The following is a 14,070-nucleotide window of genomic DNA, read 5'->3' as shown; positions in this document are numbered from 1 at the left end:
GAGGCCGGCCCCGCCGCCGCGCCTGCCGGCCGCCTGCGCCGCGGTCCTGGCCGCGCCGGCCCCGCCCATGCGATAGGCAGCGCCGCCCGCAAAAGGAGCAGGGAAGGCGCCTTGCTGCATCGCAGCACAGTATCGCGGCATGGCGCGCGTCTTGCGTCGGAGCGGTCCGGTGCCGCAGATGTGCCCGCACCGATCCAGGGGAGAGGCATGGAACGCCCATTCGTCGAGATCGCCGACGTCGCCATGCGCTACGGCGGAGTGGAGGGGACCCTGGCGCTGCAGGGGACCACCCTGAACGTCGCCAAGGGCGAGTTCATCGCCGTCGTCGGCCCTTCGGGCTGCGGCAAGTCCACGCTGATGCGGCTCGTCACCGGCCTTTGGCCCGCCACCGCCGGCAATGTCGTGGTCGCCGGGCAGGAGGTGGCGGGGCCGCTCTCCATCGCCGGGATGGCCTTCCAGAACCCGACCCTGCTGCCCTGGCGGAACATCCTGGACAACGTGATGCTGCCGCTCGAGGTGGTGGAGCCGCATCGCCGCCAGCTCCGCGCGAAGCGCGCGCAGTACGAGAAGCAGGCGAAGGACCTCCTCGCCCTGGTCGGGCTGGCCGGCTTCGAGGCGAAGTTCCCCTGGCAGCTCTCGGGCGGCATGCAGCAGCGCGCCAGCCTCTGCCGCGCGCTGATCCACGAGCCCGCGCTGCTGATGCTCGACGAGCCCTTCGCCGCGCTCGACGTCTTCACCCGCGAGGATCTGTGGTCGGTGCTGCAGGAGCTCTGGATGGTGCGCCGGCCGACGGTGATCCTCGTCACCCACGACCTGCGCGAGGCCGCCTACCTCGCCGACCGGGTGCTGGTGATGTCCTCCCGCCCCGGGCGGATCATCGCCGAGCGCATCGTGGACTTCCCCCGCCCGCGCACGCTCGAGACCACCTACACGCCCGAATTCACCTCCCTCGTGCACGACCTGCGCGAGTGGATCAGCGCCGCCCGCAAGGGCGAGGAGGTCGCGAATGCCTGACGACACCTCCGCCGTGATCCGTCCGGCTTCCGCCGGCACGGCCGCCGGCGCCAACGGCATGTCCCCCGAGGCGATGCGCCGGCTGGAGGCCATGGCCGCCGCCGCACGCCGCCGTCGCCGCCTGCAGGCGTGGCTGCCCTGGATGGTGATCGTCGGCATGTTCGTAGTGTGGGAGGCGGCGGTCCAGGCCTTCGACGTGCCGCAATTCGTCCTGCCCGCGCCGACCGACATCGCGGCCAGCATGATGAAGTGGTGGAAGCCGCTGCTCGACAATTCCTGGCAGACGCTGTTCACCACGCTGGTCGGCTTCGGCTTCGCAATCGTCTTCGGCCTGCTGCTCGGCGTCGCGATCGGCAGCTCCACCCTGCTCTATCACGGGCTCTACCCGCTGCTGATCGGCTTCAACTCCATCCCGAAGGTCGCGGTGGTGCCGATCCTGGTGATCTGGTTCGGCATCGGCACCGTGCCAGCGGTGATCACCGCCTTCCTGATCAGCTTCTTCCCGATCGTGGTGAACGTCGCGACCGGCATCGCGACGGTCGAGCCGGAGCTGCGCGACGTGCTGCGCGCGCTCGGCGCCCGGCACACCGACATCATCAGGAAGGTCGGCCTGCCGCGGGCGATGCCCTTCTTCTTCGCCTCGCTGAAGATCTCGATCACGGTCGCCTTCGTCGGCTCGATCATCGCGGAGACGGTCGCGGCGAACAAAGGCATCGGCCACCTCATGATCCTGGCGTCGTCCCGCTTCGACGTGCCGCTGGTCTTCGCCGGGCTGATGGTCACGGCGATCATGGGTGTCACGATGTATGTCTGCGCCGTCACGCTCGAAAGCCGCGTCACGGGCTGGGCGACGCGCGGCCAGAACGACCAGGGGCAGGTGAAGTTCGGCGGCGCCTGAGCCGGCGATTTCGCTTCCCTCGCCGCCTGGCGCGGCGCTAGGCTGACTGCCACACGGCGGCCGGCTGTCCCTCGATCGGGGCAGCCGGCCGTTTCGCATCCGGGGTCGGGGATTTGTCCGAAGCCGCCCGGCCAAAGCGACAAGGTGCCAAAGCGACAAGGTGCCAAAGCGATAAAGTGCGGCGGCGACGCGGCGCCGCCCCGTGGACTCCCCGCCGCCGCCAGGGCATCCCGGAGCCGGAGGCAACGTTGGGGACGGCATGATCGGCGTCGATTGGGGCACCACCAGCCTGCGCGCCTACCGCATCGAGGCGGGCGGCGCGGTCGCGGACCGGCTCGACCGGCCGGGCGGCATCCTCACGGTCCCTGCGGGCTGCTTCCCCGATGCGCTGCGCGAGGCGATCGGCCCCTGGCTCGCGGCCGGCGAGACCCGGGTCCTGCTCTGCGGCATGGTCGGCAGCCGCCAGGGCTGGGTGGAGGCGCCCTATCTCCGCTGCCCGGCCGGCCCCGCCGAGATCGCCGCCGCGACCATCCCGGTCCCCTTCGACGGCGCCGAGGTCCGGCTGGTGCCGGGCCTCACCACCGAGGACGCCTCCGGGATCCCCGACGTGATGCGCGGCGAGGAGACAAAGCTGGTCGCGCTGGCAACGCGGCTGGACGACGCGCTGGCCTGCCTGCCCGGCACGCACAGCAAATGGGCGCGGCTCGAATCCGACCGCGTCGCGCATTTCACCACCCACATGACGGGCGAGGTCTTCGCCGCGGTCTCGCAGCACACCATCCTGGCGCGCACGAGCGCCGAGGGACCGGAGCGGCCGGAGGCCTTCGCGCGCGGCGTGCGGCGCGCCGGCCAGCCCGGCGGCCTGCTGCACCACCTCTTCGGCGCGCGCACCCTGCACCTGATGGACCGGCTGGAGCAGGCCGAGACGCGCAGCTACCTCTCCGGCCTGCTGATCGGCCACGAGATCTCCGCCGCGCTGGCGGAGACGCGCGCGGCTCAGGTGGACCTGGTCGGCGCGGCCGGCCTCGCCGCGCTCTATGCGGAGGCGCTGCGCATCGCCGGCGTCGCGGTCCGCACACACGACCCCGACCTGGTAGCCGCCGGCCTGCACCACATCGGACGGAGCCTCGGATGGACCTGAAGGCGTGGCTGGCGCGCTGCCCGCTGGTCGCCATCCTGCGCGGCGTGCGGCCCGACGAGGTCGAGGCGATCGGCGCGGCGCTGGTCGCCGAGGGCATCGCGGTGATCGAGGTGCCGCTGAACTCGCCCGAGCCGCTCGAGAGCATCCGGCGCCTCGCCGCGCGTGTCGGCAACGCCGCGCTGGTCGGCGCCGGCACCGTGCTCGACCCCGCCGACTGCGCGCGCATCGCGGCGGCCGGCGGCCGCCTCGTCGTCACGCCGCATGCCGATCCCGATGTCGTGCGCGCCGCCAAGGCGGCGGGGATGTTCGCCGTGCCGGGCTTCTTCACGCCCGCCGAGGCCTTCGCGCTGCTCAAGGCCGGGGCCGACGCGCTGAAGCTCTTCCCGGCCGAGGGCGCCTCCCCGGCCATGCTGAAGGCGCTGCTCGCCGTGCTGCCGAAGGGCACGATGATCCTGCCGGTCGGCGGCGTGGACGCGACGAACATGGCGCCCTGGCGCGCCGCCGGCGCGGCGGGCTTCGGGCTCGGCAGCGCGATCTACCGGCCGGGCGACGACGCGGTGGCGGTGGCGGGGAAGGCTCGCGCGGCGGTTGCGGCCACCGCCGGCTGAGTCCGACGCCGCTTGATGAAGCGGTGCCCCGCGCTTATTCCGGTTGTGAGGCGCCAGGCGCCCAGGGAGGCAAACAGATGATCGAACGTCGCTCGCTCCTGCTGGCCGGTGCCGCCGGCCTCGCGGCCCCCGCGCTGGTTCGCCCGGCCTCGGCGCAGGAGGTCACGCTGCGCCTGCACCACTTCCTACCGGCCGTGTCCAACGTGCATCGCCACTTCCTGCAGCCCTGGGCGCAGAAGATCGCGACCGAGAGCCAGAACCGGCTGCGGATCCAGATCTTCCCCTCCATGCAGCTCGGCGGCGCGCCGCCGCAGCTCTACGATCAGGCGCGCGACGGCGTCGCCGACATCATCTGGACGCTGCCCGGCAACACGCCCGGCCGCTTCCCCCGCATCGAGGTCTTCGAGCTGCCCTTCGTGGCGAACCGCCTTGCGGGGCCGAACGCCCGCGCGACCTGGGCCTTCTACGACCGGCACCTGCGCGACGAGTTCCGCGAGGTGCATCCGATCACCGTCTGGGCGCATGACGGCGGCGTGGTCCATGCCAACAAGGAGGTCCGCACGCTCGAGGACCTGCGCGGCCTGAAGCTGCGCTTCCCGACGCGCCAGGCGGGCGAGGCGCTGCGCGCCCTCGGCGCTGCGCCGATCGGCCTGCCGGTGCCGCAGGTGCCCGAGGCGCTCAGCCAGCGCGTCATCGACGGCGCGGTGGTGCCGTGGGAGGTCGTTCCCTCCATCCGCCTGCAGGAGCTGGTGCGCCACCACACCGAGATCCCCGGCAACCCGACCTTCTACTCGACCACCTTCATCCTCGCGATGAATCCCGCGCGCTACGCCGCGCTGCCGGCCGAGCTGAAGGCCGTGCTCGACGCCAATTCCGGCCTCGCCGCGGCCGAGATGGCCGCGCGCGTCTGGGACGAGCAGGGCCCGGTGGTGCGCCAGATGGTCGAGCGCCGGCGCGACAACCAGATCATCTCGATCACCGAAGCCGAGAAGCAGCGCTGGATGGCGGCGTGCCGGCCGGTCGTGGATGCCTGGATCGCGGCCATGCGCGAGCGCAACATCGACGGCGCCGCGCTGCTGGCGGATGCGCAGCGCCTGATCGCGCAGAACGCCGGGGCGGCAGGCTGAGCGAGACGACACAAGCGGGCCCGCAAGGGCCCGTCGCGGCAGCGCCGCGCGGACCGATTGCCGCGCTGGCCCGCGCCCTCGCCTTCCTCGGGGGCGCGGCCTTGCTGGTCGCCGGCGGCGTCACGACGGTCTCGGTCCTGCTGCGCTGGCTCGGCGGCCAGCCCATCAAGGGCGACTTCGAGATCGTCTCGATCGCCGCCGGCGTCGGCGTGTTCGGCTTCTTCGCCTATGGCACGCTCGCCAAGGCCAACATCATCGTGGACAGCTTCACCGCCTGGCTGCCCGCGCGCGTGAACGGCATCGTGGACGCCGCCTGGATGCTGGTATGGGCCGCCGTGACGCTCTGGCTGGCGGAGCGCGTGACCGTCGGGGCGTGGGACACTTGGCGCAGCGGCACGCGCACCATCGGCCTCCTCGCCCTTCCCTATTGGTGGGCGATCGCCATCGGCGCGCTCTGCTTCGCCGCGACCGCGCTCGCCGCGCTGTGGTGGGTGCCGCGCCTGCTGGGCCTCCGCCGCTGATGGCGCCCGAATTCGCCCTCGCCGCGACCGGCTTCGCCGTGCTGCTCGGCCTCATCGCGATCCGCGCGCCGGTCGGACTGGCCATGCTGCTCGTCGGCATGGGCGGCTACGTCCACATCCTCGACTGGGCCGCGCTCGGCAACTACCTCAAGACCACGCCCTACCACCTGTTCGCGAACTACACCCTTTCGGTCATCCCGCTCTTCATCCTGATGGGCGCGCTGGCCGAGCGCGGAGGCCTCGCGCGCGATCTCTTCGCCGCGGCGAATGCGCTGATCGGGCGCAAGCCGGGCGGCATGGCGATGGGCGTGATCGGCGCCTGCGCCTGCTTCGGCGCGGTCTGCGGCAGCTCGGTCGCGACCACGGCCACCTTCGGCCGCGCCGCGCTGCCGGAACTGCGCCGCTATAACTACGATGCCGGCTTCTCGACCGGCACCATCGCGGTGGGCGGAACCCTCGGCATCCTGATCCCGCCCTCCGTCATCCTCGTCGTCTATGCGATCAGCACCGAGCAGAACATCGCCAAGCTCTTCATGGCCGCGCTGATCCCCGGGCTCATTGCGACCGCCCTCTACATCCTCGCCATCGCCGTCCTGGTGCGCCTCAAGCCGCATCTCGCCCCACCGGGCGCGGTGCCGAGCGCGGCCGAGCGGCGCGAAGCCTTCCTCAATGTGATCCCCGTGCTGCTGATCGCGGTGGTGGTGGTGGGCGGCATCTATGGCGGCATCTTCACGCCGACCGAGAGCGCTGCCGTCGGCTGCATCGCGACGCTCGCCGTCGGCGTGCTGCGCGGCACGCTGAGGGCGCGCCACATCAAGGAAAGCCTGCTCGCCACCGCCGAGACGACGGCGATGATCTTCGCCATCCTTCTCGGCGCCGAGGTCTTCAACGCCTTCCTCGCCCTCTCGCAGGCGCCCGACCTGCTGGCGATGTGGATCAGCGAGCAGGACTTCCCGCCCTACGGCGTGCTGCTGCTGCTGCTGGCCGCCTATATCGTGCTCGGCGCGGTGATGGACGAGCTGGCGATGATCCTGCTGACGCTGCCGGTCTTCTTCCCCGTCGTCACCGCGCTCGACTTCGGCCTGACGACGGAGGAGACGGCGATCTGGTTCGGCATCCTGGTGCTCGTCGTGGTCGGGATCGGGCTGACGGCGCCGCCGATCGGGCTCAACGTCTTCGTCGTCTCCGGCCTGGCCCGCGACGTGCCGATCGCGCGCACCTATCGCGGCGTGCTGCCCTTCCTGGGGATGGACCTGATCCGCCTCGGGCTGCTGGTCGCCTTCCCCGCCCTCTCGCTCTGGCTGGTCCGGGCGCTCAGTTGACGCGCGCCCGCGCCGGGGGGAAACCCGGCGGCACGAGGAGGACACTGCCATGGCTGACGCCTTCGTCTGCGACGCCGCCCGCACCCCGATCGGCCGCTACGGCGGCGCGCTGAAGGAGGTCCGCACCGACGACCTCGGCGCGGTGCCGATCAAGGCGCTGATGGAGCGCAACCCGAAACTCGACTGGGCTGCGGTCGAGGACGTGATCTATGGCTGCGCCAACCAGGCCGGCGAGGACAACCGCAACGTCGCCCGCATGGCGCTGCTGCTGGCGGGCCTGCCGGACAGCATCCCCGGCAGCACGGTGAACCGGCTCTGCGGCTCGGGCATGGACGCGGTCGGCATCGCGGCGCGCGCCATCAAGGCCGGCGAGGCCGACCTCATGCTGGCCGGCGGCGTCGAGAGCATGACGCGCGCGCCCTTCGTGATGGGCAAGGCACAGGAGGCGTTCAGCCGCTCCGCCGAGATCTACGACACCACCATCGGGTGGCGCTTCGTGAACCCGAGGATGAAGGCGCAGTACGGCATCGATTCCATGCCGGAGACGGCCGAGAACGTCGCGCAGGAGTTCCAGATCTCGCGCGCCGACCAGGACGCCTTCGCCTGGCGGTCGCAGCAGCGCGCCGGCAAGGCGATGGCGTCGGGCCGCTTCAAGGAGGAGATCGTCCCGGTGACGATCCCCCGCCGCAAGGGCGACCCGCTCGTCGTGGACGCGGACGAGCATCCGCGCCCCGACACGACGCTCGAGGCGCTGGCGAAGCTGGCCACCCCCTTCCGCAAGGAAGGCGGCAGCGTGACGGCGGGCAACGCCTCCGGCGTGAACGACGGCGCCTGCGCGATCCTGGTCGCGAGCGAGGGCGCTGCAAGGCGTCACGGCCTGACGCCGCGCGCCCGCGTGGTCGCGACGGCGACCGCCGGCGTCGCGCCGCGCATCATGGGCTTCGGCCCGGCGCCGGCCACGCGCCGCGTGCTGGAGAAGGCGGGCCTGAAGCTCTCCGACATCGCGGTGATCGAACTGAACGAGGCCTTCGCCGCCCAGGCTCTGGCCGTTACCCGGGACCTCGGCCTGCCCGACGACGCGGAGCATGTGAACCCGAATGGCGGCGCCATCGCCCTTGGTCACCCCCTCGGCATGAGCGGCGCACGGCTGGTGCAGACGGCGGTCGCCGAGCTGCATCGCCGGCAGGAGAAGTATGCGCTCGTGACGATGTGCATCGGCGTCGGCCAGGGCATCGCCATGGTGCTGGAGCGCGTGTAGCCGCACAGGCGGGAGGGGCCACATGTTCCTGCAGCTCGGCGATTGCTGCTTCCACGCCCTGGTCGAGGGCCCGCCGCCCACGGCGGACATGCCGCCCGTGCTGATGCTGCATTCCATCGGCACCAACCTGCACCTGTTCGACCCGCAGGCGGCCGCCGTCGCGCGCAACCGGCGCGTCATCCGGATGGACCTGCGCGGCCACGGCCTCTCGGGCGTGACGCCGGGCGCCTATTCCATGTCGCTGCTGGCGCGCGACGCGCTCGCGCTGCTCGATGCGCTCGGCATCCAGCGCGCGCATGTGGTCGGCGTCTCGATCGGCGGCCGCATCGCGCAGCAGATGGCGGCCGAGGCGCCGGAGCGCGTCGCCTCGCTCGCCCTGGTGGACACCGCCGCCGAGTTCCCGCCCCCCGATGGCTGGCAGCAGCGCATCGGCATCGTCGAGAGCGAGGGGATGCGCGGCCTGGTCGACATGGTGATGCCGCGCTGGGTGGTCGATCCCTCGCTCGCCTCCTCGCAGGGCCTGCGACGGATGCTGCTGGCGACCGACCCGGCGGGCTATGCCGGCTGCGCCGCGGCGCTGCGCGATGCGCGTGCCGCCGATGTCGCCGGCCGCATCGCCTGCCCGACGACCGTGGTGGTGGGCGACCGAGACGTCGCGACCCCACCGGCCGCGGCTGAGGCGCTGCGCGACATGATCCCGGGCGCGAAGCTGGTGGTGATCCCCGAAGCGGCGCATCTGCCGAACCTCGAGCAGGCGGAGGCAGTGACGGCCGCGCTGCTCGACCACCTCGACGGGCTGCTGCCGCCGCACGGGATGGAGGGCGGGCTCGCGGTGCGGCGCGCGACGCTCGGCGAGGCGCATGTCGCACGCTCCATGGCCAATGCGACGCCGCTCGATGCCGCCTTCCAGGACTGGATCACCGCGAACATCTGGGGCCGCGTCTGGACGCGCCACGGGCTGACGCGGCATCAGCGCAGCATGCTCGTGCTCGCCGTGACCGCCGCGATGGGCAAGCATGAGGAGTTCGAGCTGCACCTGCGCGGCTCCCGCAACACCGGCGTGACGAACGAGGAGATCGCCGAACTGCTGCTGCAGGTCGGCGCCTATGCCGGCGCGCCGGCCGCCAATTCGGCGATCAAGATCGCCAGGCGCATCCTCGCGGAGGAAGCATCGTGACCGACCCGACAGCCTATCGCCGGCCCCTGCCCGGAACGCAGCCGCCGCTCGACGCGCCGGCCTATGGCAGCACGCACAAGCGCCATCCGAAGCAGCCGCTGCTCCGCATCCCGCACACGCTGACCGAGACCTCGGCGCCGCGCATGTCGCCGGACCGCTACCCGGTCCAGGCCGATATGAGCCAGGTGAACGGCAAGGGCGCGCTGGGCGAGCGCATCATCGTGGCGGGCCGCATCACCGACGAGGACGGTCGCCCGCAGCGCGGCGTGATGGTCGAGGTCTGGCAGGCCAATGCCTCGGGCCGCTACCACCATCCGCGCGACCAGCACGACGCGCCCCTCGACCCGAATTTCGAGGGCCGGGCGCGCATCTTCACCGACGAGGACGGGCGCTATTCCTTCCTCAGCATCAAGCCCGGCGCCTATCCTTGGCGGAACCACTGGAACGCCTGGCGGCCGATCCACATCCATTTCGGCCTGCACGGCGCCGGTTTCGCGCAGCGCATGATCACGCAGATGTACTTCCCCGGCGACCCGCTGCTGGAACTCGACCCGATCTTCCACGCCACCCCCGACAAGGCGGCACGCGAGCGGCTGGTGAGCAAGTTCGACCTGCAGATCACCAAGCCGGAATGGGCGCTCGGGTATCGCTTCGACATCGTGCTGCGCGGCCGCGAGGCCACGCCCTTCGAGAAGGCGTGACGCCATGATCCCTGCCACGGCCTCGCAGACCGCCGGTCCCTACTGGCACATGATCGACTTCCCCGAATGGGCGGACCTGCTCCGTCCCGGTTCGGGCAACGAGGGTGTGCCGGGCGAGCGCGTGACGCTCACCGGCCGCATCACCGACGGCGACGGCGCGCCGGTGACCGACGCGCTGGTCGAGATCTGGCAGGCCGGCCCCGATGGCGAGTACGAGAAGGGCTTCAGCGGCTTCGGCCGCTGCGCGAGCAATGCGGAAGGCGAGTTCCGCTTCGTGACGCTGAAGCCCGGCCCCGTGCCCGGCCGCGGCAATGCGATGCAGGCGCCGCACATCGAGATCGCGATCTTCGCCCGCGGGCTCATGACGCACCTCGTGACCCGCGCCTATTTCGAGGGCGAGGTGCTGAACGCGACCGACCCGGTGCTGAACATGGTCGAGGATCCGGCACGTCGCGCCACGCTGGTGGCGACGCCGCAGGGCGACGGCGCCTGGCGCCTCGACATCCGCCTGCAGGGCGAGGGCGAGACCGTCTTCCTGGACGTCTGAGATGGCGGTGAACCCTGCCGACGGCGCCGTGCTCGGCGCCGTCTACGGCTCCGACGCGATGCGGGCGATCCTGGACGAGCGCGGGGCGCTGGCCCGCATGCTGGAGGTCGAGGCGGCGCTGGCGCGCGCCCAGGCGCGGCTCGGGCTGATCCCGGCCGCGGCGGCCGAAGCCATCAGTGCGGCGGCGGATGTGGACCGGCTGGACATGGCCGCGCTCGCCGCCGCGACGCGGAACATGGGCTTCCCGACCGTCGGCCTCGTGAAGCAACTCTCGGCGCTGGCAGGGCCCGAGGCCGGGCGCTGGACGCATTACGGCGCGACGACGCAGGACATCCTCGACACCGCGCTGGTGCTCCAGCTGCGCGCCGCGCTCGACCTGATGGGCGCCGACCTCGACCGCCTGATCGCTGCGCTGGCGGCGCTGGCGCGCGCGCATCGGGGGACGGTGATGGCAGGGCGCACCCATGCGCAGCAGGCGCTGCCCATCACCTTCGGCTACAAGGTCGCACTCTGGCTCGATCCGCTGATCACCATGCGCGAGCGGCTCGTGCAGCTCCGCCCGCGGGTGCTGCGGCTGCAGTTCGGCGGCGCGGTCGGCACGCTGGCCTCGCTCGGCACGGACGGACCGCGCGTCGCGGCCGAGCTCGCCGGGGAGCTGGCCCTGCCCCTGCCCGCCATTCCCTGGCACGTCGCGCGCGACGGCATCGCGGAGCTCGGCTGCTGGTGCGGGCTGCTCGGCGGCGCGCTCGCCAAGCCCGCCAGTGACATCCTGTGGCTGATGCAATCCGAGGTCGGCGAGGCGTCGGAGCCCGCCGCGCCCGGCAAGGGCGGCAGTTCCACCATGCCGCAGAAGCGCAACCCGATAGGCTGCGAATACGTGATCGTGCAGGCGCGCGGCGCGCAGGCGCTGGTGCCGCAACTGCTCGGCGCCATGCTGCACGAGCACGAGCGCGGCGCGGGCGCGATGCAGCTGGAGCAGCTGGCGCTCGGCCAGGCGCTGCTGCTGACGCATGGTGCGCTGGCGACGCTGATCCCGATCGCCGAAGGGCTGGTGGTGGATGCCGCGCGCATGCGCCGAAACCTGGATGCCGGCGGCGGGCTCATCATGTCGGAGGCGGTGATGATGGGCCTCGCGCCCCATCTCGGCCGTGGCGTCGCCCATGACGTCGTCCACCATGCCTGCGAGGCGGCCATCGCCCAGGGGCTTCACCTGCGCGACGCGCTGGCGCGCGAGCCGCGCGTGACGGCGGTGCTGGATGCCGCAGGCATCGCGCGGCTGACGGATCTCGCCGGCTATCTCGGCTCGGCGAAAGCCTTCACCGACGCGGTGCTTGCCCGCCTGTGACGTGCCTCACCGGTCCTCGATGGCGCGGTCGAGGGTGCGGAGCGCACAGGCGAAGCTGAAGGGCTTCGCGAGGAAGGCCGCGCCAGGCAGGGCGCGCCGCGCGTCGGGCTCGCGAAAGCGGCCCGAGGCATAGACCACCGGCAGCTTCGGCCGCAGCCGGCGCGCCGCGCGGGCGAGCGCAAAGCCGTCCGCGCCCGGCAGGTTGATGTCGGTGAAGAGCACGGACAGGTCGTCGCGCTGCGCCACCATGTCGAGCGCCGCTTCGGCCGTTTCCGCCTCGAGCACCTCGAATCCCGCGCCGGTCAGGGCTTCCGCCAGGGTCGAGCGGACCAAGGGATCGTCCTCGACCAGCAGAAGCAAGCGTGTATCGTCCATCAGCCGCATGGCCTTTCCTGCCCGGCGCCGCGCAAGGTGCGCTCCTGACGCGGCGGCGCACATGACAGTTGCGTGAGCGCGGTTGCAGAAGCGTTCACGGTCCATGTCCTGCCCGTCTGGTGATGCGGCGTGCATCGGCGTCAGAGCACGATCCGCCCCACCAGCGGCAGGTGATCCGAGGCCCGCCGCGCGGGCGCGGCGTCGTGCGGTGCGATGTCGCGGACCAGGCCCGGGCGGTCGCCGAGGATGCGGTCGAGCGACAGCAGCGGCCGCGGTGCCGGAAAGGTCAGCGACCGCGGCGCTCGGCCGAATACCGGCTCCAGCACGCCGAGCGCGCCCTGGCCGGCCCGCCATTCATTCAGGTCGCCCAGCAGCACGGTCGGCATGCAGGGTCGCCGCCGGATGGCGTCGAGCAGCAGCATGGCCTGGTGCCTGCGCGTCCCGCGGCGGAGGCTCAGATGCGTCCCGACGACGCGCAGCATCCCATGCGCCAACTGCAACTCCGCCAGGATCGCGCCACGCGGCTCCCACCCACCGATCGGCAGGCCCTCCGCATGCAGTAAGCGGATCCCGCGCCGGACGAGCAGGACGTTGCCTCGCCAGCCGGGCGCGCCCGCCACCGGCACCGCCACCAGGCCGGCGCTCAGCGCCAGCTCCTCGAGCCCGATGAGGTCCCGCCCGCGGCGCCAGGAGAGCGCCTCCTGCAAGGCGACGATCTCGGCGCCGAGCATCACGATCACCCGCCGCATCGGCTCCGGACGTGGCCAGCCGCGGAGGTCGAGGCCGCGATGGACGTTATAGGTCGCGACCCGCATCCGCCCGCACGACCGATGGGCGGGACGCAAGCACGCAGGCCAGCACGACGCCAACGGTCGTCAGCGCCACGTCCGTCCAGGTGTCGCGCCAGTCCCCCACGATGCCGACCGCCCATTCGAAGCCCTCCCATACGACGGACATGGCGAAGCCGGCGGCGAGCCCGAGGCGGAGCATTCGGTCAATGCGGCGCGACCGCCCATCCGCGCCGACCAGCGCGGCCAGCGCCACGCCCGCCAGCGCGCCGCTCAGCAAGTGGACGACCTCGTCATAGGGATTGACGCCGTGGAACCAGTTCAGGCCGTAGCCCGGCGCACTGAGCAGGGTCGCGAACACGGGCAGGCTGTCGAGATGCCGAGGGAAAGCGCGGACCCGCCACGGCAGCGCGCGCATCCGCTCGCGCGGCGGAAGGATGAGCGCGAGGCATCCCGCCGCGCCGAGCAGCGTCGCGCCGGCGGCATTGCCCTTGTCGATGCTCCGGAACCAGGCCGCGGCGAGCACGAGCACGGCCAGGGCAACCCATGCGGACCAATGGACCCGAGCGTCGGAATGGGAGAGGCCGTCCGGGCTGCCCGCGCGGATGTCGGGGTTGGTATCCATCGCCCGCCAGCAACGCGGATCTGCAGCGAAAGTCGCCCCCGCGCTCCGGCAGCCGCCGTTGTCACGCCCCGGCGAGCGGCGGCGGCATCGTCACCCGGCGCGGGCCAGCACCCGCAGCGCGGCGCGATGGACAGGTGCGTCCACCATCTTCCCATCCACCACGCAGACGCCGCCCGACGCCGCCTCGATCGCCGCCACGATGCGCCGCGCACGCTCGACCTCCCCCTCGGACGGGGTGAAGGCGGCGTGGAGGCCCGGCAGTTGGCGCGGGTGGATGGCGAGCTTCCCGGTGAAGCCGAGCGCCCGCACGCGGCGGCATTCCGCCGCCAGCCCCGCCTCGTCCGCCAGGTCCAGGAAGGGCACGTCGAACAGCGCCCGACCGGCCCGCGCGGCCGCCGCCACCAGGGCCGCACGATGGGCCAGCAATGGCTCCCAGGCCGGCTCGCAGCCGAGATCGGCCGCGAGGTCGACGCCGCCGAAGCCGAGCGCGACGCAGCCCTCCTCGGCCGCGATCGCGGCGGCGCGCGCCAGCCCCGCCGCGCTCTCGATCAGCGCGACGAGCGGCACCGGCCGGGGTGCGCGCGCCAGGGCACGGCGGACGACGGACACCTCCTCGGCCGCCT

The 14,070-nt window shown here is 72.4% G+C and carries 16 protein-coding genes; 12 read left to right on the top strand and 4 right to left on the bottom strand.

Annotated elements, in window-relative coordinates:
- Positions 1-207 precede the first annotated feature (207 nt).
- The 12 genes from L2I40_RS08690 to L2I40_RS08635 all read left to right on the top strand — a co-directional run bounded on the left by L2I40_RS08690 (position 208) and on the right by L2I40_RS08635 (position 11,659).
- A complete protein-coding gene (locus L2I40_RS08690) occupies positions 208-1,014 on the top strand; it encodes an ABC transporter ATP-binding protein (RefSeq protein WP_237214511.1) in 807 nt (268 codons plus the stop codon).
- The gene (locus tag L2I40_RS08685) at positions 1,007-1,912 is read left to right on the top strand and encodes an ABC transporter permease (protein ID WP_308116420.1); all 906 of its coding nucleotides are present in this window, start codon (positions 1,007-1,009) and stop codon (positions 1,910-1,912) included. The genes L2I40_RS08690 and L2I40_RS08685 overlap by 8 nt, the downstream gene beginning before the upstream one ends.
- Positions 1,913-2,171: 259 nt before the next feature.
- Positions 2,172-3,053 (top strand): 2-dehydro-3-deoxygalactonokinase, encoded by an 882-nt coding sequence (locus L2I40_RS08680; protein WP_237214510.1) that lies wholly within the window; start codon positions 2,172-2,174, stop codon positions 3,051-3,053.
- Positions 3,044-3,661 (top strand): 2-dehydro-3-deoxy-6-phosphogalactonate aldolase, encoded by a 618-nt coding sequence (locus tag L2I40_RS08675; RefSeq protein ID WP_237214509.1) that lies wholly within the window; start codon positions 3,044-3,046, stop codon positions 3,659-3,661. Before L2I40_RS08680 ends, L2I40_RS08675 begins: the two co-directional genes overlap by 10 nt.
- Positions 3,662-3,738: 77 nt before the next feature.
- Entirely contained in the window at positions 3,739-4,788 is a 1,050-nt protein-coding gene (locus L2I40_RS08670) for a TRAP transporter substrate-binding protein (RefSeq protein ID WP_237214508.1), read from the top strand.
- Between the two features lie 101 nt (positions 4,789-4,889).
- Entirely contained in the window at positions 4,890-5,309 is a 420-nt protein-coding gene (locus L2I40_RS08665) for a TRAP transporter small permease (protein ID WP_237214507.1), read from the top strand.
- Positions 5,309-6,631 carry a TRAP transporter large permease gene (locus L2I40_RS08660; RefSeq protein ID WP_237214506.1) on the top strand — a complete coding sequence of 441 codons (1,323 nt, stop codon included), beginning with the start codon at positions 5,309-5,311 and terminating at the stop codon, positions 6,629-6,631. The genes L2I40_RS08665 and L2I40_RS08660 overlap by 1 nt, the downstream gene beginning before the upstream one ends.
- A gap of 49 nt (positions 6,632-6,680) precedes the next feature.
- The gene (gene pcaF, locus L2I40_RS08655) at positions 6,681-7,889 is read left to right on the top strand and encodes a 3-oxoadipyl-CoA thiolase (RefSeq protein ID WP_237214505.1); all 1,209 of its coding nucleotides are present in this window, start codon (positions 6,681-6,683) and stop codon (positions 7,887-7,889) included.
- A 22-nt stretch (positions 7,890-7,911) separates the two neighbouring features.
- Entirely contained in the window at positions 7,912-9,066 is a 1,155-nt protein-coding gene (gene pcaDC / locus L2I40_RS08650; protein WP_237214504.1) for a bifunctional 3-oxoadipate enol-lactonase/4-carboxymuconolactone decarboxylase PcaDC, read from the top strand.
- The gene (gene pcaH, locus L2I40_RS08645; protein WP_237214503.1) at positions 9,063-9,767 is read left to right on the top strand and encodes a protocatechuate 3,4-dioxygenase subunit beta; all 705 of its coding nucleotides are present in this window, start codon (positions 9,063-9,065) and stop codon (positions 9,765-9,767) included. The genes pcaDC and pcaH overlap by 4 nt, the downstream gene beginning before the upstream one ends.
- A 4-nt stretch (positions 9,768-9,771) precedes the next feature.
- Entirely contained in the window at positions 9,772-10,314 is a 543-nt protein-coding gene (pcaG, locus tag L2I40_RS08640; RefSeq protein ID WP_237214502.1) for a protocatechuate 3,4-dioxygenase subunit alpha, read from the top strand.
- A gap of 1 nt (position 10,315) precedes the next feature.
- Positions 10,316-11,659: a class-II fumarase/aspartase family protein gene (locus L2I40_RS08635; protein ID WP_237214501.1), complete on the top strand. Its 1,344-nt coding sequence runs from the start codon at positions 10,316-10,318 to the stop codon at positions 11,657-11,659.
- Positions 11,660-11,665: 6 nt separating this feature from the next.
- On the opposite strand, the gene L2I40_RS08630 is transcribed toward L2I40_RS08635, so the two are convergent.
- The 4 genes from L2I40_RS08630 to L2I40_RS08615 all read right to left on the bottom strand — a co-directional run.
- Entirely contained in the window at positions 11,666-12,034 is a 369-nt protein-coding gene (locus tag L2I40_RS08630) for a response regulator (protein ID WP_237214500.1), read from the bottom strand.
- 140 nt (positions 12,035-12,174) lie between these two features.
- Positions 12,175-12,849, bottom strand: coding sequence for an endonuclease/exonuclease/phosphatase family protein (locus L2I40_RS08625; RefSeq protein WP_237214499.1), 675 nt, complete (start codon positions 12,847-12,849; stop codon positions 12,175-12,177).
- Complete coding sequence (locus L2I40_RS08620) at positions 12,830-13,447, bottom strand: hypothetical protein (protein ID WP_237214498.1); 618 nt, start codon at positions 13,445-13,447, stop codon at positions 12,830-12,832. The genes L2I40_RS08625 and L2I40_RS08620 overlap by 20 nt, the downstream gene beginning before the upstream one ends.
- Before the next feature lie 90 nt (positions 13,448-13,537).
- Positions 13,538-14,070, bottom strand: a 533-nt coding sequence (locus tag L2I40_RS08615) for an aldolase/citrate lyase family protein (RefSeq protein WP_237214497.1), incomplete at its 5' end; no start/stop codon positions are given.

This window comes from Falsiroseomonas oryziterrae, from assembly GCF_021864505.1.
In the GTDB taxonomy this organism is placed as follows: Bacteria; Pseudomonadota; Alphaproteobacteria; order Acetobacterales; family Acetobacteraceae; genus Falsiroseomonas; species Falsiroseomonas oryziterrae.
This window is presented reverse-complemented; position numbering and strand designations above follow the sequence as displayed.

Excerpts from the sequence above, each read along its gene's own strand:
- L2I40_RS08690 (WP_237214511.1), top strand. The coding sequence starts at position 208 with ATGGAACGCCCATTCGTCGAGATCGCCGACGTCGCCATGCGCTACGGC.
- L2I40_RS08685 (WP_308116420.1), top strand. The coding sequence starts at position 1,007 with ATGCCTGACGACACCTCCGCCGTGATCCGTCCGGCTTCCGCCGGCACG.
- L2I40_RS08680 (WP_237214510.1), top strand. The coding sequence starts at position 2,172 with ATGATCGGCGTCGATTGGGGCACCACCAGCCTGCGCGCCTACCGCATC.
- L2I40_RS08675 (WP_237214509.1), top strand. The coding sequence starts at position 3,044 with ATGGACCTGAAGGCGTGGCTGGCGCGCTGCCCGCTGGTCGCCATCCTG.
- L2I40_RS08670 (WP_237214508.1), top strand. The coding sequence starts at position 3,739 with ATGATCGAACGTCGCTCGCTCCTGCTGGCCGGTGCCGCCGGCCTCGCG.
- L2I40_RS08660 (WP_237214506.1), top strand. The coding sequence starts at position 5,309 with ATGGCGCCCGAATTCGCCCTCGCCGCGACCGGCTTCGCCGTGCTGCTC.
- pcaF (WP_237214505.1), top strand. The coding sequence starts at position 6,681 with ATGGCTGACGCCTTCGTCTGCGACGCCGCCCGCACCCCGATCGGCCGC.
- pcaDC (WP_237214504.1), top strand. The coding sequence starts at position 7,912 with ATGTTCCTGCAGCTCGGCGATTGCTGCTTCCACGCCCTGGTCGAGGGC.
- pcaG (WP_237214502.1), top strand. The coding sequence starts at position 9,772 with ATGATCCCTGCCACGGCCTCGCAGACCGCCGGTCCCTACTGGCACATG.
- L2I40_RS08635 (WP_237214501.1), top strand. The coding sequence starts at position 10,316 with ATGGCGGTGAACCCTGCCGACGGCGCCGTGCTCGGCGCCGTCTACGGC.
- L2I40_RS08630 (WP_237214500.1), bottom strand. The coding sequence starts at position 12,034 with ATGGACGATACACGCTTGCTTCTGCTGGTCGAGGACGATCCCTTGGTC.
- L2I40_RS08625 (WP_237214499.1), bottom strand. The coding sequence starts at position 12,849 with ATGCGGGTCGCGACCTATAACGTCCATCGCGGCCTCGACCTCCGCGGC.
- L2I40_RS08620 (WP_237214498.1), bottom strand. The coding sequence starts at position 13,447 with ATGGATACCAACCCCGACATCCGCGCGGGCAGCCCGGACGGCCTCTCC.